This is a genomic window from Parafrankia discariae, assembly GCF_000373365.1.
GTDB lineage: Bacteria > Actinomycetota > Actinomycetes > Frankiales > Frankiaceae > Parafrankia > Parafrankia discariae.
Map to the genome: position 1 here is coordinate 63476 of NZ_KB891230.1, position 24845 is coordinate 88320.

Annotated in this window: 22 protein-coding genes and 1 pseudogene; 8 read left to right on the forward strand and 15 right to left on the reverse strand. The window is 70.7% G+C overall.

What is annotated here, in order from left to right; genetic code table 11:
* Window positions 1-47: 47 nt before the first annotated feature.
* Window positions 48-1148, forward strand: coding sequence for an NAD-dependent epimerase/dehydratase family protein (locus tag B056_RS0121445; RefSeq protein WP_018503914.1), 1101 nt, complete (start codon window positions 48-50; stop codon window positions 1146-1148).
* 48 nt (window positions 1149-1196) lie between these two features.
* On the opposite strand, the gene B056_RS0121450 is transcribed toward B056_RS0121445, so the two are convergent.
* Window positions 1197-2378 carry a zinc-dependent alcohol dehydrogenase gene (locus B056_RS0121450; protein ID WP_018503915.1) on the reverse strand — a complete coding sequence of 394 codons (1182 nt, stop codon included), beginning with the start codon at window positions 2376-2378 and terminating at the stop codon, window positions 1197-1199.
* 237 nt (window positions 2379-2615) lie between these two features.
* Between B056_RS0121450 and B056_RS0121455 the strand changes: the two genes are divergently transcribed.
* On the forward strand, window positions 2616-3035 hold the full coding sequence (locus tag B056_RS0121455) for a CBS domain-containing protein (protein WP_026239964.1): 420 nt from the start codon (window positions 2616-2618) through the stop codon (window positions 3033-3035).
* Between the two features lie 264 nt (window positions 3036-3299).
* On the opposite strand, the gene B056_RS0121460 is transcribed toward B056_RS0121455, so the two are convergent.
* On the reverse strand, window positions 3300-4019 hold the full coding sequence (locus B056_RS0121460) for a ferritin-like domain-containing protein (RefSeq protein ID WP_230203106.1): 720 nt from the start codon (window positions 4017-4019) through the stop codon (window positions 3300-3302).
* Complete coding sequence (locus B056_RS0121465; protein WP_018503918.1) at window positions 4016-5230, reverse strand: hypothetical protein; 1215 nt, start codon at window positions 5228-5230, stop codon at window positions 4016-4018. The genes B056_RS0121460 and B056_RS0121465 overlap by 4 nt, the downstream gene beginning before the upstream one ends.
* Window positions 5231-5774: 544 nt before the next feature.
* Between B056_RS0121465 and B056_RS0121470 the strand changes: the two genes are divergently transcribed.
* The 3 genes from B056_RS0121470 (at window position 5775) to B056_RS0121480 (ending at window position 10250) form a co-directional block, all read left to right on the forward strand.
* Complete coding sequence (locus B056_RS0121470) at window positions 5775-7565, forward strand: thiamine pyrophosphate-requiring protein (protein WP_018503919.1); 1791 nt, start codon at window positions 5775-5777, stop codon at window positions 7563-7565.
* Window positions 7566-7601: 36 nt separating this feature from the next.
* On the forward strand, window positions 7602-8507 hold the full coding sequence (locus B056_RS0121475) for a Rieske (2Fe-2S) protein (protein ID WP_018503920.1): 906 nt from the start codon (window positions 7602-7604) through the stop codon (window positions 8505-8507).
* Window positions 8508-8684: 177 nt separating this feature from the next.
* Window positions 8685-10250: a CYTH and CHAD domain-containing protein gene (locus B056_RS0121480; protein WP_018503921.1), complete on the forward strand. Its 1566-nt coding sequence runs from the start codon at window positions 8685-8687 to the stop codon at window positions 10248-10250.
* A gap of 314 nt (window positions 10251-10564) precedes the next feature.
* Here B056_RS0121480 and B056_RS40900 read toward each other — a convergent pair whose 3' ends face one another.
* Window positions 10565-11254 (reverse strand): hypothetical protein, encoded by a 690-nt coding sequence (locus tag B056_RS40900; protein ID WP_018503922.1) that lies wholly within the window; start codon window positions 11252-11254, stop codon window positions 10565-10567.
* A 122-nt stretch (window positions 11255-11376) separates the two neighbouring features.
* Window positions 11377-12075, reverse strand: a complete 699-nt coding sequence (locus B056_RS0121490) for a FadR/GntR family transcriptional regulator (protein WP_018503923.1) — start codon at window positions 12073-12075, stop codon at window positions 11377-11379.
* Window positions 12076-12254: 179 nt separating this feature from the next.
* Here B056_RS0121490 and B056_RS0121495 point away from each other — a divergent pair, with 179 nt between their 5' ends.
* The gene (locus B056_RS0121495) at window positions 12255-14162 is read left to right on the forward strand and encodes a 2-isopropylmalate synthase (RefSeq protein WP_084647219.1); all 1908 of its coding nucleotides are present in this window, start codon (window positions 12255-12257) and stop codon (window positions 14160-14162) included.
* Window positions 14163-14402: 240 nt separating this feature from the next.
* Here B056_RS0121495 and B056_RS0121505 read toward each other — a convergent pair whose 3' ends face one another.
* From B056_RS0121505 to B056_RS0121535, 7 genes are all read right to left on the reverse strand, one after another.
* A complete protein-coding gene (locus tag B056_RS0121505; RefSeq protein ID WP_026239966.1) occupies window positions 14403-15038 on the reverse strand; it encodes a maleylpyruvate isomerase N-terminal domain-containing protein in 636 nt (211 codons plus the stop codon).
* 95 nt (window positions 15039-15133) lie between these two features.
* Complete coding sequence (locus tag B056_RS0121510) at window positions 15134-15943, reverse strand: SDR family NAD(P)-dependent oxidoreductase (protein ID WP_018503928.1); 810 nt, start codon at window positions 15941-15943, stop codon at window positions 15134-15136.
* A gap of 8 nt (window positions 15944-15951) precedes the next feature.
* Window positions 15952-16836 (reverse strand): sugar phosphate isomerase/epimerase family protein, encoded by an 885-nt coding sequence (locus B056_RS0121515; RefSeq protein ID WP_051105701.1) that lies wholly within the window; start codon window positions 16834-16836, stop codon window positions 15952-15954.
* Window positions 16837-16854: 18 nt separating this feature from the next.
* Window positions 16855-17664, reverse strand: a complete 810-nt coding sequence (locus B056_RS0121520) for an NAD(P)-dependent oxidoreductase (protein ID WP_026239967.1) — start codon at window positions 17662-17664, stop codon at window positions 16855-16857.
* 37 nt (window positions 17665-17701) lie between these two features.
* Window positions 17702-18544, reverse strand: a complete 843-nt coding sequence (locus B056_RS0121525; RefSeq protein WP_026239968.1) for an NAD(P)-dependent oxidoreductase — start codon at window positions 18542-18544, stop codon at window positions 17702-17704.
* A 74-nt stretch (window positions 18545-18618) separates the two neighbouring features.
* Window positions 18619-19125, reverse strand: a complete 507-nt coding sequence (locus tag B056_RS0121530; protein ID WP_018503932.1) for a nuclear transport factor 2 family protein — start codon at window positions 19123-19125, stop codon at window positions 18619-18621.
* A gap of 118 nt (window positions 19126-19243) precedes the next feature.
* Window positions 19244-20299 (reverse strand): zinc-binding dehydrogenase, encoded by a 1056-nt coding sequence (locus tag B056_RS0121535; protein WP_018503933.1) that lies wholly within the window; start codon window positions 20297-20299, stop codon window positions 19244-19246.
* Window positions 20300-20460: 161 nt separating this feature from the next.
* On the opposite strand from B056_RS0121535, the gene B056_RS37490 reads away from it, so the two are divergent.
* On the forward strand, window positions 20461-21144 hold the full coding sequence (locus B056_RS37490) for a helix-turn-helix domain-containing protein (protein WP_084647220.1): 684 nt from the start codon (window positions 20461-20463) through the stop codon (window positions 21142-21144).
* A 2-nt stretch (window positions 21145-21146) separates the two neighbouring features.
* On the forward strand, window positions 21147-21596 hold the full coding sequence (locus B056_RS0121545) for a nuclear transport factor 2 family protein (protein WP_018503935.1): 450 nt from the start codon (window positions 21147-21149) through the stop codon (window positions 21594-21596).
* A 41-nt stretch (window positions 21597-21637) separates the two neighbouring features.
* Here the strand turns inward: B056_RS0121545 and B056_RS0121550 are convergent, their stop codons facing one another.
* The 3 genes and pseudogenes from B056_RS0121550 to B056_RS0121560 all read right to left on the reverse strand — a co-directional run bounded on the left by B056_RS0121550 (window position 21638) and on the right by B056_RS0121560 (window position 24815).
* Window positions 21638-22165: an NUDIX domain-containing protein gene (locus tag B056_RS0121550; RefSeq protein ID WP_018503936.1), complete on the reverse strand. Its 528-nt coding sequence runs from the start codon at window positions 22163-22165 to the stop codon at window positions 21638-21640.
* Between the two features lie 38 nt (window positions 22166-22203).
* Window positions 22204-22293: pseudogene (locus B056_RS46380) on the reverse strand (maleylpyruvate isomerase N-terminal domain-containing protein); the annotation flags it as partial.
* 347 nt (window positions 22294-22640) lie between these two features.
* Window positions 22641-24815, reverse strand: a complete 2175-nt coding sequence (locus B056_RS0121560; RefSeq protein ID WP_018503938.1) for an MMPL family transporter — start codon at window positions 24813-24815, stop codon at window positions 22641-22643.
* Window positions 24816-24845: the final 30 nt, after the last annotated feature.

A 24845-nucleotide genomic window follows, 5' to 3' on the forward strand; every position in this document is an offset into this window, starting at 1 on the left:
GCGCCAGAGCGATTCGAAGCACGCGCCGAGCCGACGGGAGGCCACTCATGAGCTCATCCACATTCACCTCCACATCCGACGACGCAGCCGTCCCGGCCGCGCGACGGGTCGTCGTGGTGGGCGCTTCCGGCAACGTCGGCACGAGTGTCGTGGCCGCCCTGACCCGCTCGGCTGGAATCTCCCAGGTCACGTGCGTGGCCCGCCGGCCACCGGCCGCCGCGGCGGAGAAGACCAGCTGGGTGTCAGCCGATGTGGCCCGGGAGGATCTGGTCCGGGTGTTCGACGGCGCGGACGTGGTCATCCACCTCGCGTGGCTGTTCCAGCCCACGCACGACCCGAGGACCACCTGGCGGACCAACGTCCTCGGCGGCATCCGCGTCTTCGACGCCGCCGCCCGAGCGGGTGTGCCGGCTCTCGTCTGCGCCTCGTCGGTCGGTGCCTACTCCCCCGGCCCGAAGGACCACACCGTGGACGAGAGCTGGCCGACCCACGGCTGGCCGGGCGCGGCCTACACCCGGGAGAAGGCCTACCTCGAACGCCTTCTCGACACCTTCGAACGCGACCACCCGGACATGCGGGTGGTCCGGCTGCGGCCGGGGTTCATCTTCCAGCGGATGGCAGCCAGCCAGCAGCGCCGTCTGTTCGCCGGGCCGCTCCTACCCGGCTCCCTGGTCCGGCCGGGCATGGTGCCCGTGGTTCCCGACCTTCCCGGGCTGAGATTCCAGGTCGTCCACTCCGAGGACGTGGGCGAGGCCTACCGGCTCGCCGCCGAACGGGCCGTGCGCGGCGCCTTCAACATCGCGGCCGAGCCCGTGGTCGACAGCCAGCTGCTCGCCGAGGCCCTGAACGCCCGGACCGTGCGGGTACCGGCACGGGCGGCACGGGCCGCCCTCGCCGCGGCCTGGCACCTGCACCTGGTGCCCACCGCCCCCGGGCTCCTCGACGCGGTACTGCACCTGCCCCTCATGGACACCACCCGCGCCCGCGAGGAGCTCGGCTGGACCCCCAGGCACGACTCGCGCGCCGCGCTGGGCAGCCTCCTGCGGGGCCTGCGTACGGGCGTCGGCGGGGACACTGCCGCCCTGGCGCCGACCACGCCCGCCGGCCGGGTGCGCGAGGTCCTCACCGGCGTCGGGCAGCGCTCATGAGCCTGGCCGACACGGCTGGCTGACACTGTCGCTGGGCCGCGCCGTCGGTCACGGACGCAGGATGACCTTCACCGCGCCGTCCTGCTTGCGCTGGAACATCTCGTAGGCCCGCGGCGCCTGGTCCAACGGCAGGGTGTGCGTGGCGAACCCGTCCACTCCGAGCGGGTCGTCGTCGGTCAGCAACGGCAGGATCTCCGGCGCCCACCGGCGGACGTTGGCCTGCCCCATCCGCAGCTGGACCTGCTTGTCGAACAAGGTCATCATGGGCAGCGGGTCAGCCATCCCGCCGTAGACACCGCTCAGCGAGAGGGTGCCGCCGCGGCGGACGATGTCGATCGCCGACCGAAGGGCGCCAAGCTGATCGATGCCCACGCTCCGGGCCAGCGGCGCCGCGACCGCCGCCGGCAGGCGAGCGGCCAGCTGGACAATCGACCGTGCCACCGGCGAGCCGTGAGCCTCCATCCCGACCGCGTCGATGACGGAGTCCGGCCCCCGGCCAGCGGTCAGGTCCCGGATGACATCGCCGAGGCCACGGCCGTGCTCACGCAGATCAAGCACCTCGACGCCGCGGTCCCTGGCCCGCGCGAGCCGCTCGGGGACGAGGTCGACGGCGATCACCCTGCTCCCCTCGTGCGCCGCCACCCGCGCGGCCATGTCCCCGATCGGGCCCAGACCGAGGATCGCGACCGTCCCGCCCTTGGGCACGGCCGCGTACCGCACCGCCTGCCACGCGGTCGGCAGCACATCCGACAGATAGACGAACCGCTCGTCGGGCAGACCCGCCGGCACCTTGATATGGGTCGAGCTCGCATGCGGAACCCGCAGATACTGGGCCTGACCGCCGGGCACCTGCCCATACAGCTTCGAGTAACCGAACAGGGCCGCGCCCATCCCCTGCTCACGGACCTGGGTCGTCTCACACTGCGAGTACAGCTGCTCGTCACACATGAAGCAGGAGCCGCAGGAGATCTGGAACGGCACGACGACCCGATCACCCACCCGAAGATCACCGGCCTCACTCCCGACCGCCTCCACGACGCCCATCGCCTCGTGGCCGAGAATGTCCCCCTCGGTCATGAAGGCGGCCAACGACTCGTAGAGATGCAGATCTGATCCGCAGATATTCGTGCTGGTCACTCGAATGACCGCGTCACCCGGGTGCTCGATCCGCGGGTCGGGCACCTCGTCCACCCGCACGTCCCGCCGGCCATGCCACACAACCGCCTTCATGATCGATCATCCCCTCTCCGATTCCGTCGGCTTCCGTCGGCGGGCGGGACGCGTGCAAGCACGCGTGCGCCCGGATGGGTCCTGCCCGCCTCCGTGGGCCGTCCCCGGACCGCGGGTACCAAAACGCGGCCGCCGGCAGCCGAGGAACGCGGTTCGTCTGCCCGGCCGGCCGGGCAGACCCTTGAAAGTAAAGCCGGGAAGGCCGGATAAATCGTGGGAGATGGAAAGGGGATCAGAATGGCTACCACCGTGGCTGAGGTGATGACCCGAGAACCAGCCATCGTCCAGCCGGACCAGTCCCTCGCCGAGGCCGCGCGGACGATGCGCGAGACCGACGCCGGCGATGTTCTCGTCGTCGACGACGGTAAGCTCGTCGGTATCCTGACCGACCGCGACATCGTGATCAGAATCGTCGCCGAGAACAGGGACACATCCGCCGCGAAGGTTCGCGAGGCCTTCAGCGCGGAACTGGAGACTGTCACCCCGGACACCCTGATCGACGACGCCGCCGAACTGATGCGACTGCGCGCGGTCCGGCGCCTGCCCGTGGTGGAGGGCTCGGAGCCCGTCGGCATCATCAGCCTCGGCGACCTCGCGATCACACGGGACGAGGAATCCGTGCTCGGCCAGGTCAGCGCGATGCCCAGCAACCGCTGAAAGTCCAGCAACCGCCGAAGACGCTGGCCGGAAAGGACCGGGGTGCCGCCTGGCACCCACACGTCGTGGGCGCCGGGCACGTCGTGGGCGCCGGGCGGACCAGCTCGACGCACCAGGCCTCCGAGCCGACATCCCCCGGCAGCAGCGGCACGCGCCGACCGGCCCGCGCGATCAGCCTCGCGGTGTGCTCAAGCATCTGCCTGCTCGGACAGATACGAGATGGCGACGTCAGCGCCTTCCTTGGCGGCGCTGGCGCCACCGGGCTCATCCGCCCAGAACTGATCGTGCCTTGGCCGCCGCATGCTGGGTGGCCTGCGCGACTTTCCGGACGAACGGATGCTTGGCACGGGAGACGGTGACCTGCTCCAGCTGCTTGGCCACCCAGTCGGCGTGATCGCGCGTCGCTGGCTCCAGATCCCCCATCGCCGCGGAGAGCAGGTCCCGCGAGGCTCCCCCCTCGGCTTCCCGGGCGAGGGCGGCGAGCAGCCGCACGTTCAGTCCTCTCTGGGTGACCGTCGAGGCGAAGGCGCGCAGCCCCGCCTGGTCGAAGGTCTCCGGATCCACGGATCCGGACAGCATCAGCGCCTGCGCGGTCCTGTCACCCAAGGCCTCGACGGCCCGACCGGCGGGGCTGACGTACTGCGGATTCCCGCCGAGGTTCTCGATCAGCCGTTCCCAGGCCTCCACCGCTCGGCGAGTCTCGCCCTCCAGCTCGCCGTAGCGGGAACGCAGGGCCGGGTCGTCGGTGCGGGCCCGCAGTGTGCGCAGCAGGTTGATCCCAATTCGCTCCTGCGCGACGAAGGCGGAGAGCTGATCGGCCAGGAACGGGCCGTTCAGGCCCGTGTCCCGGGCCAGGTCGCCGTAATCGTCCTCGGCGACCTCACGCGAGGGCGCGACCGTGATCATCGGACCGGGCCGGATAACGGCTCCGGTCTCGGGGCGTACCGCGGTGACGGCCATGATGTTCCCTCCCGGTGTGGTCACTTCGAACGAGCGTAGGAGTCGGTCCGCAGCCGCGGCACCGGATGCGGCCCCTCGGTCTCCAGCCGGTAGTCCGTCCCGAACCGCTGCCGGTGGGCGTCGATGACCTGCTCGCTCGGCACTCCCCCGGCGTTGACCTTCGCCTGGCGTTCCTGGAAGCGACGGTGCGAATCCATGACATAGCCGGTACCCAGGCTGGTGAGGTCTACCTGGTTGGCCAGAATGTCGCGCACGTACTCCTTGTTGGGCTCGAACCGGACGGGCTCCGGCAGCACCGCGGGGAGGACCTCCTCGGGATCCCGGCCGTCGAACCGCTGCAGCAGCTCGGCCGCCGCGTGCAGATGCCCGATCTCCATCGCCAGATGCAGCTCCCACAGGTCCCGGATACGCCGGTCGGGTTCCTGCGCCGCGAAGGAGTAGTACATGTAGCACTCGTTGTACTCGTGCTGTACAAGCTGTTCGAACCAGCTCTCCGCCGGGTCGAGCATGGACTCGTACTGAGTGACGTGCTCCTCCTCGACCATCGCGATCTCGGCGTAGAGCGACCGCGCCAGCGGCTCCATGTACCTGTTGCCGATGTTCATGTAAAAGTTCATGGTCTGCTGCTCCGCCGCCGTGATGGTGAGGGCGTGCAGGCGGCTGAGCGGGTCGACCGTGTGCTTGTCGTAGTGCCGGCGGATGTTGTCCCGCGGGTGCCGATGCTCGTTGGCGGTGGGCCGGCCGGGCATCACCTCGGTGAGCTGCCGCACGATCCCTTCGGCGGTCCTGCCCTCCAGCAGCTCGTACAGGTTGGCGTAGCGGTAGAGGTGGTCGAAGTCCTCCACCAGGCCGAAGTCGTAGGTCTGCCTCAGGTAGGGGTCCGGCTCGCTGCGGGCAAGCCAGGCGGTCAGGTCCACGGCCACCTGCTCGTATCCGAGAGTGACCTCCAGCGTGGACTCGTCGCCGGGAATCAGCCAGTTCACGGCCTTTTGCTGCTGCTGTTCGACGGCCCGGGTCTCGGCCAGGACCTCCTTCACCTCCGGGATGTCGGTGTGCCGGTTGAACTGGTGGCTGAACAGGATGCTCTCCACCTCGATCCCGTTCAGCGCGATCACCCTGCAGCGGGTGTAGGGATCGACGTCCACCCGGTTGTAGGGCGTGACGTTCAGCTCCGACCAGTTACGCACCTGATCGCCCAGGGCGATGCCCTTCTCCTGCAGCGGATTGAAACTCATCGAAACGGCCTCCGGTCCACGCGCCGTCACGCACGTTCCATGACATCGGAACGCGCCTCGGGCGCCTCGGCGGAGGGGTCGCTGTACGCCGGCCGCCCAGCGCCCGGCCCTCGGGTCGAGCGTCCGTCCTGCGGCTCGAGGCTCCCTGGGGCAGGGAAGCCGGCAGGCGATCACTCCGGGGATGACTTTCCGCCCTACACCTAGCTCGTTCCGTCGCTGTTCCCGGGCAAACGCGCCCGTCGAACATCATCGCCGCCGCGGGCGACGGCCTGCTTCAGGGCGCGGGGCCCACGGACATCCCCAGTCCCCCGACGGTCACCACGGCGGGATCATTTCCGCGCTGACGGCCGGCCGAGGTTCTGCGCCCTGCACGAGGCCGCCGGACAACTACAGGGGGTGTCCACGGCCGCGGGCCGCGGCCGCCACGGCCGCGGCAAACCCGGAGCCGCGGCGACGCGACGGAGCCGACGGGCGGCCATCCGGTTTCGCGCGGCGCGGCGGGGTAGGTGCGACGCGGGCCGCGTTCATCAGGATGGGGAGAGCCATGAGGCGGACGGTCGGCGACGAGATTCTTTCCCGGCTTCGCGAGTGGGGCGTCGAGTACGTTTTCGGGTATCCCGGTGACGGGATCAACGGGCTGTTGGCCGCGTGGGGCCGCGCCGACGACAGCCCGCGGTTCATCCAGGCTCGGCACGAGGAGATGGCCGCGTTCGCCGCGGTCGGCTACGCGAAGTTCTCCGGGAAGGTCGGCGTGTGCGCGGCGACGTCCGGCCCCGGTGCGATCCACCTGCTCAACGGTCTGTACGACGCGAAGCTCGACCACGTGCCGGTCGTCGCGCTCGTCGGCCAGACGAACCGTAGCGCGATGGGCGGGTCCTACCAGCAGGAGGTCGACCTGCTGAGCCTGTTCAAGGACGTCGCCAGCGAGTACGTCCAGATGGTGACCGTCCCCGAACAGCTGCCGAACGTGCTGGACCGGGCGATCCGGGTCGCGCTCGCCGAGCGCGCCCCCACCTGCGTGATCATTCCCGCCGACGTCCAGGAGCTGGACTACGCGGCCCCGACACACGACTTCAAGATGGTGCCCTCCAGCCTCGGTACCCACTGGCCGGCCGTCTCGCCGGACGACGCCGGCGTGCGGGCGGCGGCCGACCTGCTCAACGAAGGGAAGAAGGTCGCGATCCTCGCCGGCCAGGGCGCCCGCGGCGCCCGCGGCGAGCTCGTCGAGGTGGCGGACCTGCTCGGGGCCGGCGTCGCGAAGGCACTGCTCGGCAAGGACGTGCTGCCCGACGACCTTCCGTTCGTCACCGGCGCGATCGGGCTGCTCGGCACCCGACCCAGCTACGAGCTGATGCGCGGCTGCGACACGTTGCTGACCGTCGGCTCGAACTTCCCCTACACGCAGTTCCTGCCCGATCTGGGCCAGGCGCGCGCCGTGCAGATCGACGTCGACGCCCGCTACATCGGCATGCGCTACCCGTACGAGATCAACCTGGTGGGGGACGCGGCCGCGACCCTGCGCGCGCTGATCCCACTTCTGCGTCGCAAGGAGGACCGCTCCTGGCGGGAGACCCTCGAGCGCGAGGTCGCCCGCTGGTGGGAGACGGTCGAACGTGAGGCCGGCGTCGGCGGGAAGCCGATCAACCCGATGTCGTTGTTCTGGGAGGCGTCCGCCCGACTGCCCGCGAACGCCATCGTCGCCGCCGACTCCGGCTCGGCCGCCAACTGGTATGCCCGCGACCTGCGCTTCCACAGCGACATGCGCGGCTCCCTGTCCGGCACGCTGGCCACCATGGGACCGGCCGTGCCCTACGGCATCGGCGCGAAGTTCGCCCACCCGGACCGGCCCGTGGTGGTGTTCGAGGGCGACGGTGCCATGCAGATGAACGGGCTCACCGAGCTCATCACCATCGCCCGGTACTGGCGGGAATGGGCCGACCCCCGCCTGGTCGTCGCGGTGCTGCACAACAACGACCTCAACCAGGTCACCTGGGAGATGCGGGCGATGCAGGGCGCGCCCAAGTTCGTCCCGTCGCAGAGCCTGCCCGAGGTGGACTACGCGGCCTTCGCCGACTCGATCGGTCTGCTGGCCATCACCGTCGACGAGCCTGGGCAGGTCGGGCCGGCCTGGGACGCCGCGCTCGGCGCCGACCGGCCCGTCGTGCTGGACGTCCGCACCGACCCCGACTTCCCGCCCATCCCGCCCCACGCGACGTTCGAGCAGGCCAAGGACGCGGCCGAAGCGTTGCTCAAGGGCGACGAGAACCGCTGGGGCGTCCTCTCCGCCGGCCTGCGCACCAAGGTGCAGGAACTCCTGCCCCACCGCGGCGGCTGATCCCGACGACGGCCGACACCTCACGAAGGGGGCGACATGCGCGCGTCTGAACAGGTCGTCGACAGACTGGAGCGGGCGCAGGCCCTGGACCCGGTCGCCGGGCGTGTGAACGCGTTCTGGTCGACGGCTCTCCGATCGCAGCGGCTACGTGATCTTCTCAGCGGCCGGCAGCTCGGGCATCCGCTGCACCCCGCCGCCGTCCTCGTGCCTGCGGGGACGCTGCTCAGCGCGACCGCGCTCGACCTCACCGGCGATCCGGGCCTACGTCCGGCCGCGCGCCGGCTCATCGGGCTCGGCCTGCTCTCCGCCGGACCCACCGCCCTCGCCGGGTGGTCGGACTGGCTGGACACCGAGGGCGCCGAGCGCCGGGTGGGGATCGTGCACGCGGCGTCGAACGCCGCCGGCCTCGTGAGCTACGGGGCGTCCTGGTGGCAACGCCACCGCGGCGGCAGCGGCCTGGCCGCCGGCCTCGTCGGCGCGGCCGCGCTCGGCCTCGGCGGCTGGCTCGGCGGCCACCTCGCCTACGCGCTCGGGGTCGGCGTCGACACCACCGCGTTCCACCACGGCCCGGCCGACTGGACGGACGTGCTCGCCGCCGACGAGGTCACCACGGCGTTGCGGCAGGTCGACATCGGCGAGGTGTCAGTGCTGCTGACCAGGGTCGAGGGCCGGATCGTCGCGATCGACAACCGGTGCACCCACCGCGGCGGTCCCCTGGCCGACGGCGAGCGCGACGGCGACTGCGTCGTCTGCCCCTGGCACGCGAGCCGCTTCGACCTCGCCACGGGTGACGTCCGTCAGGGCCCGGCGACCCGCCCGCAGCCCGTGTACGAGGTCCGCGAGACCGCCGGACGGGTCGAGATCCGCCGCTGCGAAATCCGGGCGCTGCGCGCCAACCCCGCCGGCCCGGCACCCGACCGCGTCCTCGCCGGCCGGCGATGATTCCGCCGGAACCGTCATCAGCGGCCAGGTGACGTGGCGAATCTGCGTGTCGGGACGGCTGCTCCACGTGACAAGACCTGCCCAGGCGTAAGCGCAGGCGTGTGAGGCGCTCGCGGGTTACTGCGATCGGAGCGGGTACGCCCGAAAAGGACAGTGAAGGTAGATACGGAGGGCGTTATGGGTGCACCGACATCTGCGCACCGGGAGGTAGAGGCCAAGTTCGACGTCGACCTGACCTTCGTCGTCCCGCCGCTGACCGGTCACGCCGGGATCGCCTCGGTCGGCCCGGTGACCGAGGCGCGTCTCGACGCCGTCTACTACGACACCGACGATCTCCGACTGGCTCGCCACCGCATCACGCTGCGCCGCAGGCAGGGCGGCCAGGACGCGGGATGGCATCTCAAGCTGCCGCTTTCCGGTGCCGCCCGGGACGAGATCCGCCGTCCCCTGGACGTGGTCGAACGGGATCCCTCCAGCGAGGGCACTGTCCCGGGCGAGTTCGCCGACATCGTCGCCGCCACCACCCGGGGCCGGCCGCTGGCCCCCGTCGCACGGGTACAGACCATCCGCCGCGCCACCGCGCTGCGCGCCCCCGACGGACAGGACCTGGCGGAACTCGCCGACGACGAGGTCCACGCCCAGACACTCGGCACATCGACGACGGTGTCCCACTGGCGCGAGATCGAGGTCGAGGCCCTCAGCGACGACCCCCGTGTCCTTCCGGCGACCGGCGTGGTCCTGCGCGATGCCGGGGCACGGCCGGCCGCCGGGCCCTCCAAGCTCGCCCGCGCACTCGGATCCCAGGTGAGCCGGCCGGAACTCCCCGAGCTCCGCAGACCGCCCACCGGAGCCAAGGCCGAGGCGACCGCGGGCGAGACCGTCCGCGGCTATCTGGCGACCCACACCCGAGCCCTGCTGGCCGCCGACGCCCGCGTGCGCCTCGGCGACCCCGAGTCCGTACACGATCTGCGGGTCGCCGCCCGTCGGCTTCGCAGCGTCCTGCGCACCTACCAGGGGCTGTTCGACCCGACCCCCACCCGCGCGCTGCAGGAGCGGCTGCGAGAGCTGAACCTCCTACTCAACCCCGCCCGCGACGGCGAGGTTCAGCTCGAACGGTTCACCGCCGCGATCGACGCACTCGAAGATCCTGACCTGCTGGGCCCCGTCGCCGCCCGGGTACAGGGCCACCTGCGCTCGCAGCACCTGCACGGCCGGGAAAAGGCCCTGACCTGGATGCGCGACGCCCAGTACCTGACCTTCCTCGACGATCTGATCGCCTTCGTCGCGAAGCCGCCGTATTCCCCGCGTGCTCACCACCCGGCCGCACGGGCCCTGCGCGCGCCGATCCGCAAAGCCGACCGCAAGCTGCGCCGCCGGGTCGACCGAGCCCTGCACACCCCCGCAGGCGCCGGTCAGGACGCCGCCCTGCACGCCGCACGGAAGGCCGCGAAACAACTACGCTACGCGGCCGAGACCGCCACGCCGATCTACGGGAAGCACGCCAGGCAACACGCCCGGCGTGCCAAGAAGATCCAGAACAGCCTCGGTGAGCACCAGGACTGTGTGATCGCCCAAGGCGTCCTGCGCGAGTTCGCGATCGCCGCCAACCAGGCCGGCGAATCCTCGTTCACCTACGGCCTCCTCCTCGCCGGTGAGCGGGAACAGGCCCACCTGACCCGGGACACCTTCACCGAGCGCTGGCCGCGGGTCGCCCGCCAGCGCCACCGCCGCTGGCTGCGCTGAGCCCACGGGCCAGTTCTCCGGTTCGGTTGTCAACCGGACCGGACGGGCTGTCGCTTCCACGGGCAAGAGCGGGAGCGGCTGGCTCGTTACCTCAGGCGCGGTGGGAAACAGCCAGTTGTCGAGCTTTCAGCCGGCCCGCCTTCTCCATGAGCCGTCCGACCAGCTTCTTATGGCCTCGTCGCGGCGCTCTCAGGCTTCCCATGATCCGCGGCGGTGTCGTCCGGTGCTGCTCGATCGCCGCAGCGCCTGACCGGCCATGAAAATCAAGAGTTACCGCCCGGGATCCTGGGCGGGTCCCTCTGCGTGTTCACCGCTTACGACGGTGACCGATCCGGTGTTGTCGGCAAGGTGTCCACCGAGATCGGACGCCGGTAATGCTGCCAGTGCAGCACATCCTCGGCGCGAGCCCGGTGGGGAAGATCTTGCTCACGTGCTTTCCTATCAACCCAGCACCGGCCCACCTCCTCTTCTCCGGCCCCGCCTGTCGAGGACGGATCCTCCAGCGTTCCTCGTTCCAGCTCAGAGATGACCCCATTCATCGTCGATACTGATGACGACACAGCATCGAGTTCGGCTGCCCGAATGTGCCGAACGGGGTCTACGTCGAACTGTGGCTGCCTTGCGTGGGGCAGCACTGGTCCAGTGGGAGCTTCCGACTGCACGGATACCCTGCCCGTTGCGGGCAGGCCATCAACGGACGTGGGTTGGGCCGTCTTGGTCTCGATGGCCTTCATCGCCTGGAGCAGATTTGGCCTCACCTCGGCCCAGCCGATCAGGAGCAGCGGACCAACAGCGTCGAAGGCCGCCCTGCCGTAGTTCCGCTCGATGAGAGGTGCGGCGACGTTCAGCGCCAACGTGGCGAAACCAGCGAAGACGAGCAGCTTCCACGCCGGCCGCATCTGCCGGGTGCTCGCTCCGCCGAGCGCCGGACGGCGGATGCCGAGAAGAAGGCCGACCACGGACAGGTCCACCGCGGGAGCGACCAACGGTGCAATTTCCGCCACAGCCCGGATCGTCGAACCGGCAGCGCCGGCCCGGGATCCGGCCCGGCACGCCGCTCGGGTGCTCACGCTCACCTGCCAGCGGCTACCGCACGAAGTGTCAGGCGATCACCACGGCTGCCCGCTTAGGTTGTCGGCGCTCGGAGCAGGGCCAGCGTCTGGTCCAGCTCGGCTCGCAGGATCTCGCTGGCGCGCTCGCCGTCGCCGGCAGCCACGGCCTCGACGAGGGCGGCGTGCGCGGCGTCGCCGTGGTTGACCTCGGCGGCGCGAAGGTCCAGAAGCTCGACCAGCTCGATGAGCCCTCGGCGCAGAGTGGGAAGAAACTCGGTGAACAGCCCGTCGAGCACGGGGTTGCGCGCGGCCGCGACCACGGCGGCGTGCAAGCGGATGTCGGCGTCTACAAAGGCCTCGTCGTCGCCACCGGCCGCCGCCTCCCGCCGCCGGTCGAGGGCTGCCCGCAAAGCACTCATCTCCACGTCGGTGCGGCGCTGCGCGGCGAGGCGTACCGCCTGCACCTCCATCAGCATCCGCACCTCGTAGACGTCCACGACCGCGGCTCGGCGCAACACCTCCCGCCAGTCCTGCGCCGATTCCAGGGCGATGACGAACACGCCGGAGCCCTGCCTGGACTGCACCAGCCCCGCCCCGGCAAGCGCGCGCAACGCCTCCCGCACAGTGGATCGCCCCACTCCGAGCGCCGCAGCGAGCGACGTCTCCCCGGGCAGACGAGTGCCGACCGGCCACTCGCCGCCGGTGATCTGCTCCCGCAGACGCTGGGTCGCCTGGTCGACCAGAGACGTCGGATGCAGTGCGCCGAGTGCCATCGGACCCCACAAGTTGTCGGAGAAGCTGAGATCTGGAGTATGGTACGCCCGTGACGCTGGGCGTGTGGCTGCTTCTTCTCCGCCGCGGCGGGGCCTGACACGACCGGCACCCCGCCGCGGTGGAGCGTCGTGCCGCCGGTCGACCAGGTACGACCGAGCCGGAAAGGCCGACCGCTCCCATGTCCGTTCATTCCTCCGGGCTGCCTGCCGCGGCGGCGCCCGCCGACACCTCGTCGGCCCCCGCCGGGGCAGGCCCCGCCTCCCCCGCCACCGCGGGCAGTTTTCCCACGCTGATCCGACCCCGGGGCACCAGGCCGGCCCACGCGCCCGCCTGGAATCCGCAGCGCCCCAGTTCCATGCCCCACCAGCGGTACGAGCCCGTCCACGAGCGGGTGAACCTGCCCGGCATCGACCCGCCCGCCCGGAGCTGGCCGACGCGCCGCGTCGACACCGCGCCGCTATGGGTTCCGGTGGACCTGCGGGACGGCAACCAGGCCCTGCGCGAGCCCATGGACACGCCACGCAAGCGAACCATGTTCGACCTCTTCGTCGCCATGGGCTTCAAGGAGATCGAGATCGGTTACCCCTCGGCCAGCCAGACCGACTTCGATTTCGTCCGGCACCTGGTCGAGGACGACGCCGTCCCACCGGACGTCACCGTGGTGGTGTTCACGCCGGCACGGCGCGACCTCATCGAACGGACCTTCGAGTCGATCGCCGGGATACCGAGCACCGGCGGGATGCCACGGGTCGTGGTCCACCTCTACGTCGCGACGGCCCCGGTCTGGCGGCAGGTCGTCCTCGGCCGCGACCGCGCGGACCTGCTGGCGCTGGCCCGTGACGCCGCCGGGCACATGGCCCGGCTCGCCGAGGCACCGCACTGCCCGGACGTCCGCTTCCAGTTCTCCCCCGAGGTCTTCAACGCGACCGAACCCGACTTCGCGCTGGAGATCTGCAACACCTTCACCGAGCTGTGGGACGCCTGTCCGCAACGGCCGGTCATCCACAATCTGCCGGCGACGGTCGAGATCTCCACACCGAACATCTACGCCGACCAGATCGAGTACATGCACCGCAACCTGGACCGGCGGGACTCGGTGATCCTCTCCGTCCACCCGCACAACGACCGCGGCACCGGGGTCGCGTGCGCGGAGCTGGCGCTGCTCGCCGGCGCGCAGCGGGTCGAGGGCTGCCTGTTCGGCAACGGTGAGCGCACCGGCAACGTCGACCTGGTCACCCTCGCCCTCAACCTCTACTCCCAGGGCGTCAACCCGATGATCGACTTCTCGGACATCGACGTCATCCGGGACACGGTCGAGCACTGCAACCGGATGCCGGTTCATCCCCGGCACCCCTACGGCGGCGAGCTGGCGTACACGGCCTTCTCCGGAACCCACCAGGACGCGATCAGCAAGGGCCTCGCGCACCACGCGGCCCGCGCCGCCGAGCTCTCAGTGCCGGTGGGCCTGACTCCGTGGGCCGTGCCGTACCTGCCGATCGACCCGGCGGACGTCGGGCGCACCTACGAGGCACTGATCCGGGTGAACAGCCAGTCCGGCAAAGGCGGCATCGCGCACCTGCTGAACCTGCACCAGGGCCTGAAACTCCCCAGGAGTCTGCAGGTCGACTTCGCCCGGGCCGCACAGCGGACCGCCGACCGCGACGGCCGGGAGCTCGCGCCCAAGGAGCTGTGGGAGATGTTCCAGGCCCGCTACCTGGCTCCCGTGCACGACGGGCCGGTCGTGCTGCACACCTGGCGGACCGCCGAGACGGCTGCGGGCGGGCACGAGTTCGTGGCCGAGCTGTCGGTCTCCGGGACGAAGACGAGTGCCAGGGCGACCGGAAACGGTCCACTCGCGGCACTGACAGCCCTGCTCGCCGGGGTCGGTGTCGAGGCGGAGATCGTCTCTTACAGTGAACACGCCATGGAGCGTGGCGGGACCAGCCTCGCGACGGCCTACATCCAGGTCAGCCGGAACGGAACGGACAGCTGGGGCGCCGGCCAGGACACCTCCGTACTGACCGCCTCGGTCAACGCCGTCATCGCCGCGGTCAACCGCCTGCCGCGACAGCCGGCCCCGCGATGAGCGGCCCTGTCTCCGGGGCCGGTCATCGCCAGATGACGGATCCCGAACAGAAGACCGACCACGGACAGGTCCACCGCGGGAACGCCACCGCCACCGGAAGCGGATTGAGCCACGTCGTCTCGCCGCAGCCGGCGCACACCCGCGGCCACGCCGCGTCGGGCTGATACCTCGTGCCGCAGGACGAACAGAACGAGTTCCGCATGGCGCATGACGATATTCGCTCGGGCCACCGGTCCCGCCTCAGATCGCCGTGATCGTGGCGGGGGCGCGCTCGGCCCGGCTGAACGCGCGCAGGACGGCCGTGGGCCCGTGCCGGTGCACCGCGAGACGCGTCAGCAGGGCGAGCACCGCGTCGGTGGCCCGCGTCGGCAGCTCCGGTGTCGGCACACCCACACTCACCGCCAGGTCGTCCGAGTGCACGGCGATCTCCAGGATGCGGGTGGCCAGGAAGTCGTCGAGGGACAGCACCATCGACGCCAGGCTCACGAGCCGCCCGGCCGGCTCGGCCGGCAGCAGGTCGCGCAGCTCACCGATGGCGGCGGCGGCCTGGGCCGCCAGCGCGCCCGGACCGGCCACGGCCATCTCCCCGCTGGCGCGGCGGATGAGCACGTTGAGGTCGTCGTCCAGGGGCGCGCCGATCCAGACCGCCTGGGTGGTGTAGTGGTCGAACAGCGTCACGGGCCGCTCGTCCGGTGGCGGCTCGGCGAGCAGCCGCGGAACGACGGTGATCTGCCAGGCCAGGTGCGCGGCCAGCCCACCGACGCGGAGTTCGGCCAACGCGCTGTCGGTCTCCCACGACGCGGCGACCGCCGGATCACGCAGCAGCACGGCGGCCGAGGCCGCGACATCCAGAAAAAGCTGCCTGTCTGATGTCATACGGCAGATCCTCCCGCGACTCGCTCGCGAGCGGCGCGCTCAGGGGCGTCGGCCGGAGCCTCTGGGCGTGCCGGGTCAGCCGAAGCCGGTCAGGGTCAGGGCGCGGACGAGCCCTCCGGGCCGGCGCTGCCCGAGCCTGCCCCGCGGCTCATCGCGAGGACGGCGTCGCGGCGGCTCGTCGCGCCGAACGGTGAGCCGCCGGTGGGGTTCGGGCTGCCGAAGATCCAGGTGGGCCCGTCTGCGAGGTGGTCGAGTGCCTGCTTCGCGACGTCGGCCGGGTCCGCGGCGTCGCCGTAGGGCTCACCTTTCGCGTCGAACACGCGGCGCATGGACGGGGTGTCGGTCCTGCCGAGCACGAGAGCGAGGACGTCGACGCCGCTGGTGTGCCATTCGGCCCAGAGCGCCTCGGCGAGGAGGAGATCGAAGGCCTTGGTGGCACCGTAGGTGGCGAGCGTCGCGCCACCGGCCCAGGCCGCGCCGGAGGTCACCAGAACCAGGCCACCGCGCCGCCGGGCAACCATCGGGCCACCGAAGCGGTAGGCGGCTTCGAGGACGCTGTCGCAGTTGCGGTGGATCAACTTCAGATGGGTGTCGAGGTCCTTGTCAAGGAAGAGGGTGCTGGTGTCGTCGCCGCCGGCGTTGTAGACGAACAGTCCGATTTCGAGGTCGGAGGTCGCGTCCGCGAGCGATGCGACGGCGCCTGGCACCCTGAGGTCCAGCGCGACCGTGCGGACCTCGACGCCGTGCCGGGCCCGTATTTCCTCGGCGAACGCCTCCAGGACGGGAACCCGCCGGGCGACCAGGACGACGTTCAGGCCCCGGGCTGCCATCTCGTGCGCGAACGCGGCGCCGACTCCGTCGGACCCGCCAGCGATGATGCCCCACGGTCCGTATTTGTCTGTCATAACTGTCGTCACCTTTCGATGGTGGGTGGGCGGGCGGTCGGCGGCGCCCCGGCGCCCTCAGCGCCCCCGGCGGCCTCAGCGGTCAGGAGGTCGCGTGCTGCCTGCACGCAGCGGCGGGCACGTTCTTCGGTCGGCTCGCCTGCCTGGGCCGCGGAAAGCATCGGAACTTCGAGCCCGATCACGATGTCCGGGGGGAGTACGGCGAGGATGTCCCGTAGGGGGAGCTCACCCTCGCCTGGCACCATCCTGTTGATCGAGTCCTCGCGGTAAACCATGCCGCGCTGCTGGAGCGTGTTGTCGCTGAGCTGCGCGTAGGCAAGCAGGGCGGGATCGACCGCGGCCAGGTCTGCCGGGGTGTGCCCGGACCGCGCCAGGTGCATGGTGTCGATGAGTAGCCGGAAGTCCGGGCACGCGACGTGACGGACCGCCGCCAGCGCGGAGTCAAGATCCTTGATGGTCAACGAGGGCGCGAACTCGACCGTCGTCTGCATCCCGCGTTCGCTGGCCATCTCGGCGAGCGTCCCGAACTCGTCGTGGCTGCGGTCGAGGTCCGGGTCCATGGTGACGGTGTTGACCATTGCGACGCCGAGTTCGGCCATCACGTCCAGGTCCGCGGCGTAGCCGCGCATGTCGCTCCCGGGACGGACGACGAACCCTTCGGCAAGGGAGATCGACACCTCGCGTTCGCGCATCGCCGCGATCGTCCGCTGCCGCAGCGCGGCGTCGTCGCGCAGCGAGAACGGCGCATAGCCATGTGGGTTGATCGGGTTGCCGGAAAGCACGGCGGCTATGTATCTGCAACCGAGATCCGCGGCAAGATGCACGAACTCCACCGGCGGCAGCCCGAAGACGGTCTGGTGCTCGATGCCCAACCGTCCCGTAGTGATCGACATTCGAGTATTCGTCCGGATTCAACTGGACCGCATGGCGGCGACGAAACGCTGTGCGACCTCGACCAGCCCGCTGCCGGGGGCGTCACCGAGAATCTCGGCCATCAGCGTGACGTCTTTGGTGAGCGTCAGATTCGCGGGCGAGTCCGCGAGACCGGCGAGGGAATGGGCACGCAACCGCACTCCGGAGGCTACGCAGGCCGAGCTGCTGGTCGTTAGGACCGCGGCGAGGCCCGCGGGGTCGACGCCGAGCGATTCCCCGGCTTTCATCGCGTCGTCCGCGAGCGCGATCTGCGCGGAGAACATCGTGTTGTTGATGAGCTTCGCGTACGACCCCGCCCCGACGGCGCCGAGGTGTACGACATGGTTGGACAGCGCCGAGAGCAGCTCGGTGACATCGGCGAGCGTGTCGGCATCCCCGCCGATCATGATCGTCAGTTCGCCGGTGAGGGCCCGTGGTTGCCCGCCACTCACCGGCGCGTCCAGGACACGTAGGCCGTGCGTCGCCGCCCGCCCGGCGATCTTACGGATCTGTGCGGGTGCCACCGTGCTGTGGACGAGCACGACCGCGCCGGGATTGAGGGTGCCGGCCAAGCCGTCCGGTCCGAACATGACCTCTTCCACACCTGCCGCGTCAAAGACACAGATGCCGACTGCGTCGACCAACGCGCCCATCTCCGCCGGGGTGGCCGCGATGGCGGCGCTGGTGCCGGCGAACGGTTCCAGCGACTCCGGCCGCCGGGCGTAGAGGGTGAGGTCGTGACCTCGCGCCTGAAGCCGTTGCGCCATCGGCAGCCCCATGCTGCCGAGCCCGATGAATCCAGTCTTCACGGTGTCCTCGTCGTGGTAGCTCTCGGCGTACTGGTGGTCATGGTGTCCGGGCCGGTGCACCGGTCTGGCGGAGCACCTTCGTCTCGACGGCGTCGGAGGCCAGTACTGTCCCGATGACCCCGAGGTCCGCGCCTGTGCTGCGTGCGACCTCGCGGACCACGGTGACGTCCTTGAGCATGAGGTCCCCGATGCGCCCGGGGACCGCATCGACCGACCCGCCGCTGGCGACGATCGTGAGGGCGCGGCTGGCGCCGCTGCCGTGCTGGACGGCCGCCAGGATCGCCTTCTCCTCGATGCCCAGCGAAGCCGCCAGGCGCACCGCATCGACCGCGAGGCCGACCTGCGCGACGAACAGCGCGTTGTTGACGAGCTTGACCCGCTGACCGTTGCCCAGCTCCCCCACGAACATGATCGGCGACGCGTACGCCCCGAGGACCGGTCGCAGCTCGTCCAGCAGTGCCTCGTCGCCGCCCACCCACAGGGTGAGGCGGCCGGCGGCGACGTCGTGCGGGCCGCCCGAGAGCGCGGCGTCAAGGACTCGTATTCCCCGGTCCGCTCCCTGGTCGGCGAGCAGGTGCGCGGTCGCGGGGTCCGAGGTTGTGTGCTGGACGAGCGTCGCTCCCGGCCTCATGGCGGCGATGGCCCCGTCGGGGCCGAGGCACACCTGCCTGACCTGGTCGTCCCGGAGCACGACGATGAACACCGCATCCGCGTCATGGACGGTCTCCGCCACGGTCGCCGCCCAGCGCAGCCCGTCGGCCTCGGCCGCTGGCCTGGCCTCCGGGCGGCGCACCAGCACCGTGACGTCGTGGCCGGCGGCTGTCAGCCTGTCGATTATCGGCCGGCCCATCCGGCCCGGCCCGACAAATCCGATCTTCATTGATCCTCCAGACGGCGTGCGTACTGGCGCTCGGCCGGCGGGTCGCCGCCGACAGGCCGGTCACCGAGGGCGGGTCAGTCGCCGCCGGCAGGCGGGCGTGGGGCAAGCATGGCGCGGTGTTCGGGGGTGCCGTCGAGGTTGGCATTGACCCGCTCACTGATACGCCAGCCATGCGGTGTGCGCGTCCAGCGCCAGGTGTTCGCGGAGACGCGGGCGACCCAGAACCGGTCGGCGTCGGCATCCCAGCGGATGTTGAGCGCGTAGCTGCGGCCGGTCGCCTGGTCCCCGTCGATCACGATGTGCGGGACGGTCAGGACGTGACCGCAGCCGCCCTGGATCAGGCGCTGGTGGCCGCCGTTGACCATGTCGACAATGGCGTCCCGGCCGCGCATCCGCAGGTGGGGAACGGCGTCGAAGGTGCCTTCTTCGGTCCACAGCTCCGCCGTGGCGGTCGCCGACCCGCTGTCGACGGCGGGCCCGTACTGGGCGACGAGCTGCATGATCTCGACCTGGTCCTCCAGCAGCCGGACCCTCGCCGCCAGCATCTCGACAGCGGCGCGCAGCTCCTCAATCTCACTCATCCATGACAGCCCTTCCGAAGGGGTGCGCTATCTGCGTGCGTCGGACGTCGGACGTCGGACGTCGGACGCCGGACGCGGGTGCCGGCCGAGCGGGGGCGGCTCAGCGCACGGCTCTGGTTCAGGGGACGACGACGATGCGGACGGGTCCGTTGGCGTCGCGGGAGGCGTTGAGCGCCTCGGCGACGTCGTCGAGCCCGACGGTCCGGCCGAGCATCGGTGTGACGTCGAGGTCGCCCGAGCCGACCGCCGCGAATGCCTCGTCCCAGTGCTGCATCGACGGGCCGCCCCCGAACTGGATGTTGATGCCTTTCCGCTTGGCGGTGAGGGTGTGCAGGTGATCGCCTTCCGGCGGCCCTCCCACCGAGAAGATCCGGGTGTTGCGCTCACAGCCCTTGATGATCGAATCCAGAACGCCGGGAATGCCGACGCACTCGAACACGACGCATCCCGGCAGGCCGGCGACCGCCATCAGTTCCCGCATCGCCTCGGGCGTCCCGTAGGCCACGTCACGCCAGGCCTGGTACGGGGACACCTCGGCGGGGTCGATGACCACGTCCGCTCCCATGGCCAGCGCGATCTCGCGACGCGAGGCGACGAAGTCCACCGCCAGGATCGGCCCGACCCCCAGCCGCTTCAGCTGCGCGATCACGGACAGGGCGATCGCCCCGCAGCCGATGACCAGCGGCACCTCCTTCGTCGTCACCTGCGCTCGGGACGCGGCCGACAGGCCGACCGAGACCGCGTCGGCGATGCAGACGATCTCGTTCGGCAGCTCGGAGACCGCGACCCGGGTCATGGCCTCGTCGAGCAGGAGATACTCGCCGAACCCGCCGGGTGACTCCGGATTCTGGCCGATGATCTTCCGCCCGGTGGGCGTGGACAGCACCGGCAGCGAGCTCACCCGGGCGCCGACGGGGATCCGCCGCTCGGTTCCGGGGCCGTAGTCGACGACCTCCGCGCAGTACTCGTGGCCCATGACGATGTCGACATCGCGGTCGTAGGTCGACATCCCGCTGTCGTCGTCGACGCCCGCTTCCAGGTGATCCATGAAGTGGATGTCGGACGCGCAGATGCCGCACGCGAGCGACCGCGCCAGCAACTGGCCCGGACCCGGAACCGGGTCGTCGATGACCCGGGCCTCGACGGCTCCCTCTCGCAGTACGGCTGCTCTCATCGGCTCTCCCTCGTCAGCGACCAGGACACGATCCCGTCACGGGACTGTAGTGACATCCAGCCAGTTATAGAAGACATCGTCCTGAAATTTTCCGGGAGATCATGTCCTGGAAGTCGCGGGAGCGGTGCCGGCTGTAGCGCCGGGACCATACGATCGCGGGCATGGCAGAGCCTGCTCGCCGCCCAGGACGCCCACGTGACGCGAGCATCGACGAGCGCGCGCTGGCGGCGACCCGCGAGCTCCTCGTGGAACGCGGCTTCGACGCGACCACGATCCAGGCCGTCGCGGCACACTCCGGCGTGCACGCCTCGGCCATCTACCGTCGCTGGGGGTCACGGATCGAGCTGATCGAAGAAGCGACCTTCCCCGGGCTCAGCCCGCCGAGCGTGCAGCCGACCGGAGACCTCCGTCGAGACATCCGCCGGTTCGTCCGCGCCTACCTGGCAGCTTTCAGCGCCCCCGCGTCCCGCGCGGCCGCGGCCGGTCTCCTCGCCCACCACCAGGCGTCCAGCCGGCCTCGCCCGCCGGATCTCTACCTACGGGTCTCCGCGCGGCCACAGTTCCAGGACATCCTCCGCGCCGCACCGCCCGGCAGCATCGACCCGGACGTCGATCCCGACGACGTCTTCGACATGCTGCTCGGCGCCATCCTGGCCCGTACCCTCCTGTCCGCGGCCACGGCACGGAGCCGTCCCGTGGAACGCACCGTCGAAATGATCATCAGATTGCTGCAGCCCCGAACCGGCCACGCCGCCGACCAGGCCAGCCCGTACACCCAGACGCAGACCAACCACGGCACCGCCGGCCGGGGACAGCCTGCCGCTCCGGGAAAGACAGGAAGGTAGCCGTGTCCAACTTCCAGGAAGACCACGCGCAGATCAGCGACGTGGTCATCCGCTACGCCACGGGAATCGACCAACGAGACTGGGAACTGTTACGAACCTGCTGGACGCCCGACGTCCAGGCCGACTACGGCTCCTTCGGACAGTTCACCGGCGCCGACGCGCTCACCGAGGTCATGGCGCGAACCCACGAGAACATGGGCCCGACGTTCCACCGCATATCGAACATCGCCATCAGGATCGACGGGGACCGGGCGACCGTCCGGTCCTACGTCCACGGCGTCCTCCTGGTAACTCCCGACGATCCGGCGAACTGGGTCGATGTGATCGGTAGCTACGAGGACATCTTCATCCGAACCACGGAGGGCTGGCGCATCAGCCGGCGTGTCGCCCGCACCGCCCGGACACTGACCGCCAGCACCACACCCCCGGCCGCACAGCTCGTCCCAGAATGATCCCTGGCCCGGGACCCCGCCAGGACGGCCCTGAACGAGCTTCAGGAGGCGGTGGCCGGTACCTGCCCCTGGATCCGGGCGAAGTAGGAAGCCATCGCGTCGGTGTGGGTCGGGAACACAAGCTGCCGAGGCTCGGTGACGACCAGCCACTCGGTCGTCTCGTCCGTCGCGATCACCGGTGGCAGCTCGGCCCGGCGTCGTTGCGGCAGCAGGCCGAACACCAGCAGGAACCGGCCCTCGTTCCCGCTGTGCACGTCGAACAGGTGGACGTCCGCCGCCTGCTCGACGATTCCCGTCTCCTCGCGCAGCTCCCGCACGACAGCGTCGCGCCAGGCCTCGTCGAGCTCCATGAAACCGCCGGGCAGCCCCAGCTCGCCACGGCCCGGGTCGATGTCACGGCGCACCACCACCAGACCGCGTCCGCCGTCAGGTTCCACGACAGGCAGCAACGCCACCGCCACCGGAAGCGGATTGAGCCACGTCGTCTCGCCGCAGCCGGCGCACACCCGCGGCCACGCCGCGTCGGGCTGATACCTCGTGCCGCAGGACGAACAGAACGAGTTCCGCATGGCGCATGACGATATTCGCTCGGGCCACCGGTCCNGCCTCAGATCGCCGTGATCGTGGCGGGGGCGCGCTCGGCCCGGCTGAACGCGCGCAGGACGGCCGTGGGCCCGTGCCGGTGCACCGCGTGCGCGGCCAGCACGCCGACGCGGAGTTCGGTCAACGCGCTGTCGGTCTCCCACGACGCGGCGACCGCCGGATCGCGCAGCAGCACGGCAGCCGAGGCCGCGACATCCAGAAAAAGCTGCCTGTCTGATATCATACGGCAGATCCTCCCGCGGCTTGCTTGCCAGCGGCACGCCCAGGAGTCGCCCTGCGGATATCCCTTTCATTGACCGGCGACGGTGGCCGGCTGACGACTGTGTCCGCGGCCAAGCGCCACTCGCCGGACAACAATCATGGTCGCTGTCGGAGTCCTGACCGGCCTCGCCCCACGGGTGGAGCTGGCTCAGCGGACTCTGTCCGGGCTCGATGCCGTGGTCAGTCGCACTTCGCCAGGTCGACAGGCACGGCGAGCACGGGCTGCTCGCACTGCCGTGGGAGGCCGGCACCGCCTGAGCCCAGCCGGGGCAGCCGGCGGTCAAGCCAGCGGGGTAGCCACCAGTTCGCCCGGCCCAGCAGCGCCATCGTGGCGGGAACCAGCACCATGCGGACGATCGTCGCGTCGAGCACAATCGCCGCCGCCAGCCCGAGACCCATCATCCTGACCAGCGGAGAGGGGTTGGCGACGAAGCTGAGGAACACCACCGTCATGATCAGCGCCGCGGAAGTGATCACGCGACCCGTTCCCGCCATGCCGCGGGCCACCGATTCGGCGTTGTCCCCGGTGGCGTCGTACTCCTCACGGATCCGTGAGAGCAGGAACACCTCGTAGTCGATGGACAGGCCGAAGAGGACCGCGAAGAAGATCGTCGGCAGCGGCGACGCGATCAGGTAGGTCCCGTCCAGACGGAACAGGCTCCCGAGCCACCCCCACTGGAACACGGCGACGACGACGCCGTACGCGCCGCCAATCGACAACAGGTTCAGCAGGGCGGCCTTCAACGGCAGCACGACGGACCGGAACACCACCATCAGCAGCAGGAACGACGCGGCCAGGATGGCGGCGATGAAGATCGGCAGGGTGTCGCTGAGCTGTCTGGTGAGATCGTCGGTCAGCGCGGTCGTCCCCGACACCGCGACGTTGCCGGGGACGAGGTCACGGATGCGCGCGAGGGTCTCCGACGTCGCGGTGTCCGCGGGGGCCGTGGTGGGAAGCGCGTGCAGTACGGCTGTGTCCCCCGCGGGGGATATCTGTGGGTCGCCGACCGTGGCGATGCCGGTGTCCGCGGCGACGCGCCCGGCCAGCGCGCGGACGGTGTCGAGGTCCGCGCCCGGCCGGCGCAGGTCGGCGACGAGCAGCAGGGGAGCGTTCACCCCGGGGCCGAAGCCCTCCGCCAGCAGGTCGTAGGCACGGCGGTGCGTGGTGCTGGTCGAGTCGTCGCCGGCGTCCGGGAAGCCCGTGCGCATCCACAGCGCCGGCGCGGCCAGCACGAGCAGCACCGCCGCGGCGACGAGCAGGTACGGCCACGGCCGGCCGGAGACGCGGTGGGCGAGGCGCCACCAGGCCGTGTCCCGGGGAGGCCGGGCGGCGCGCCTGCGCCCCAGGACCCGCCCCGCGTCGATGCGGCCGCCGAGCAGCGTGAGCAGCGCCGGCAGAAGTGTCAGGGCGCTCGCCACGGCGAACAGCACTACCAGGGACGTACTGAGACCGATCGAGGCCAGGAAGCCCAGGCCGGTCAGCACGAGGGCGAGCATCGCGACGACGACGGTGCCCCCGGCGAGCAGGACCGCGGTGCCCGACGATCCCATCGCGTTCGAGAGCGCGGTGGGATCGTCCTGGCCGACCGCGCGGTTCTCGCGGTAGCGGGCCACGACGAACATGGCGTAGTCGATGCCCACACCCAGACCGATCATCGCCCCGATCGTGGGAGCCGCCGAGGACACGTCCATGGCGTTGGCCAGCAGCACGACGCCACCCACCCCGGCGGCGACGGTCACCAGGGCGAGCACGATCGGGACGAGTGCGGCCACGATCGTGCCGAACGCGACGACCAGCACGACCAGCGCCGCCAGCAGGCCCACCATTTCCGTGCCCGAAGTCGCCGCCTCGGCGTTGATGAACGCGGCGTCGCCGCCGAGCTCCGCCACGAGACCGGCGTCCCGCGCCGGCCGCAGCTGGTCGGTGATCGCGGCGAGGGCTTCCGGGCCGACCTCCGTCGCCGGCACGTCGAAGGTGATCTCGGCGAAGCCGATGCGTCCCCCGGGCGACACGGTGCCGGCGGTGAACGGATCGGTCACGGTGGCGACGTGCTCCACGCCCTCGATGCGGGCGACCGCCGCGGAGACGGCGTCGCGGTGACGCTCGAGTCGCTGTCCTTCCGCCACGGCGAACACCGCCAGGGCGCTGCCGCCGGCCGCCTCGGGAAAACGTTCCTCGAGCAGCTCCATCGCGTTCTCGCTCTGGCTTCCCGGAGCGACGAGGTCGTCGGCGAAAGGGCCGCCGACCGTACCGGCCAGAGCCAACAGAAGAGCGGCGACGACCCCCCAGACGGCGATCGTGAGCTTTGGCCTGCGCGCGGCCGCGTCCCCGACGCGGCGGGTGAACTGTTTCATGGCTGGTTCTCCTGAGAGCGGCGTCGCGTT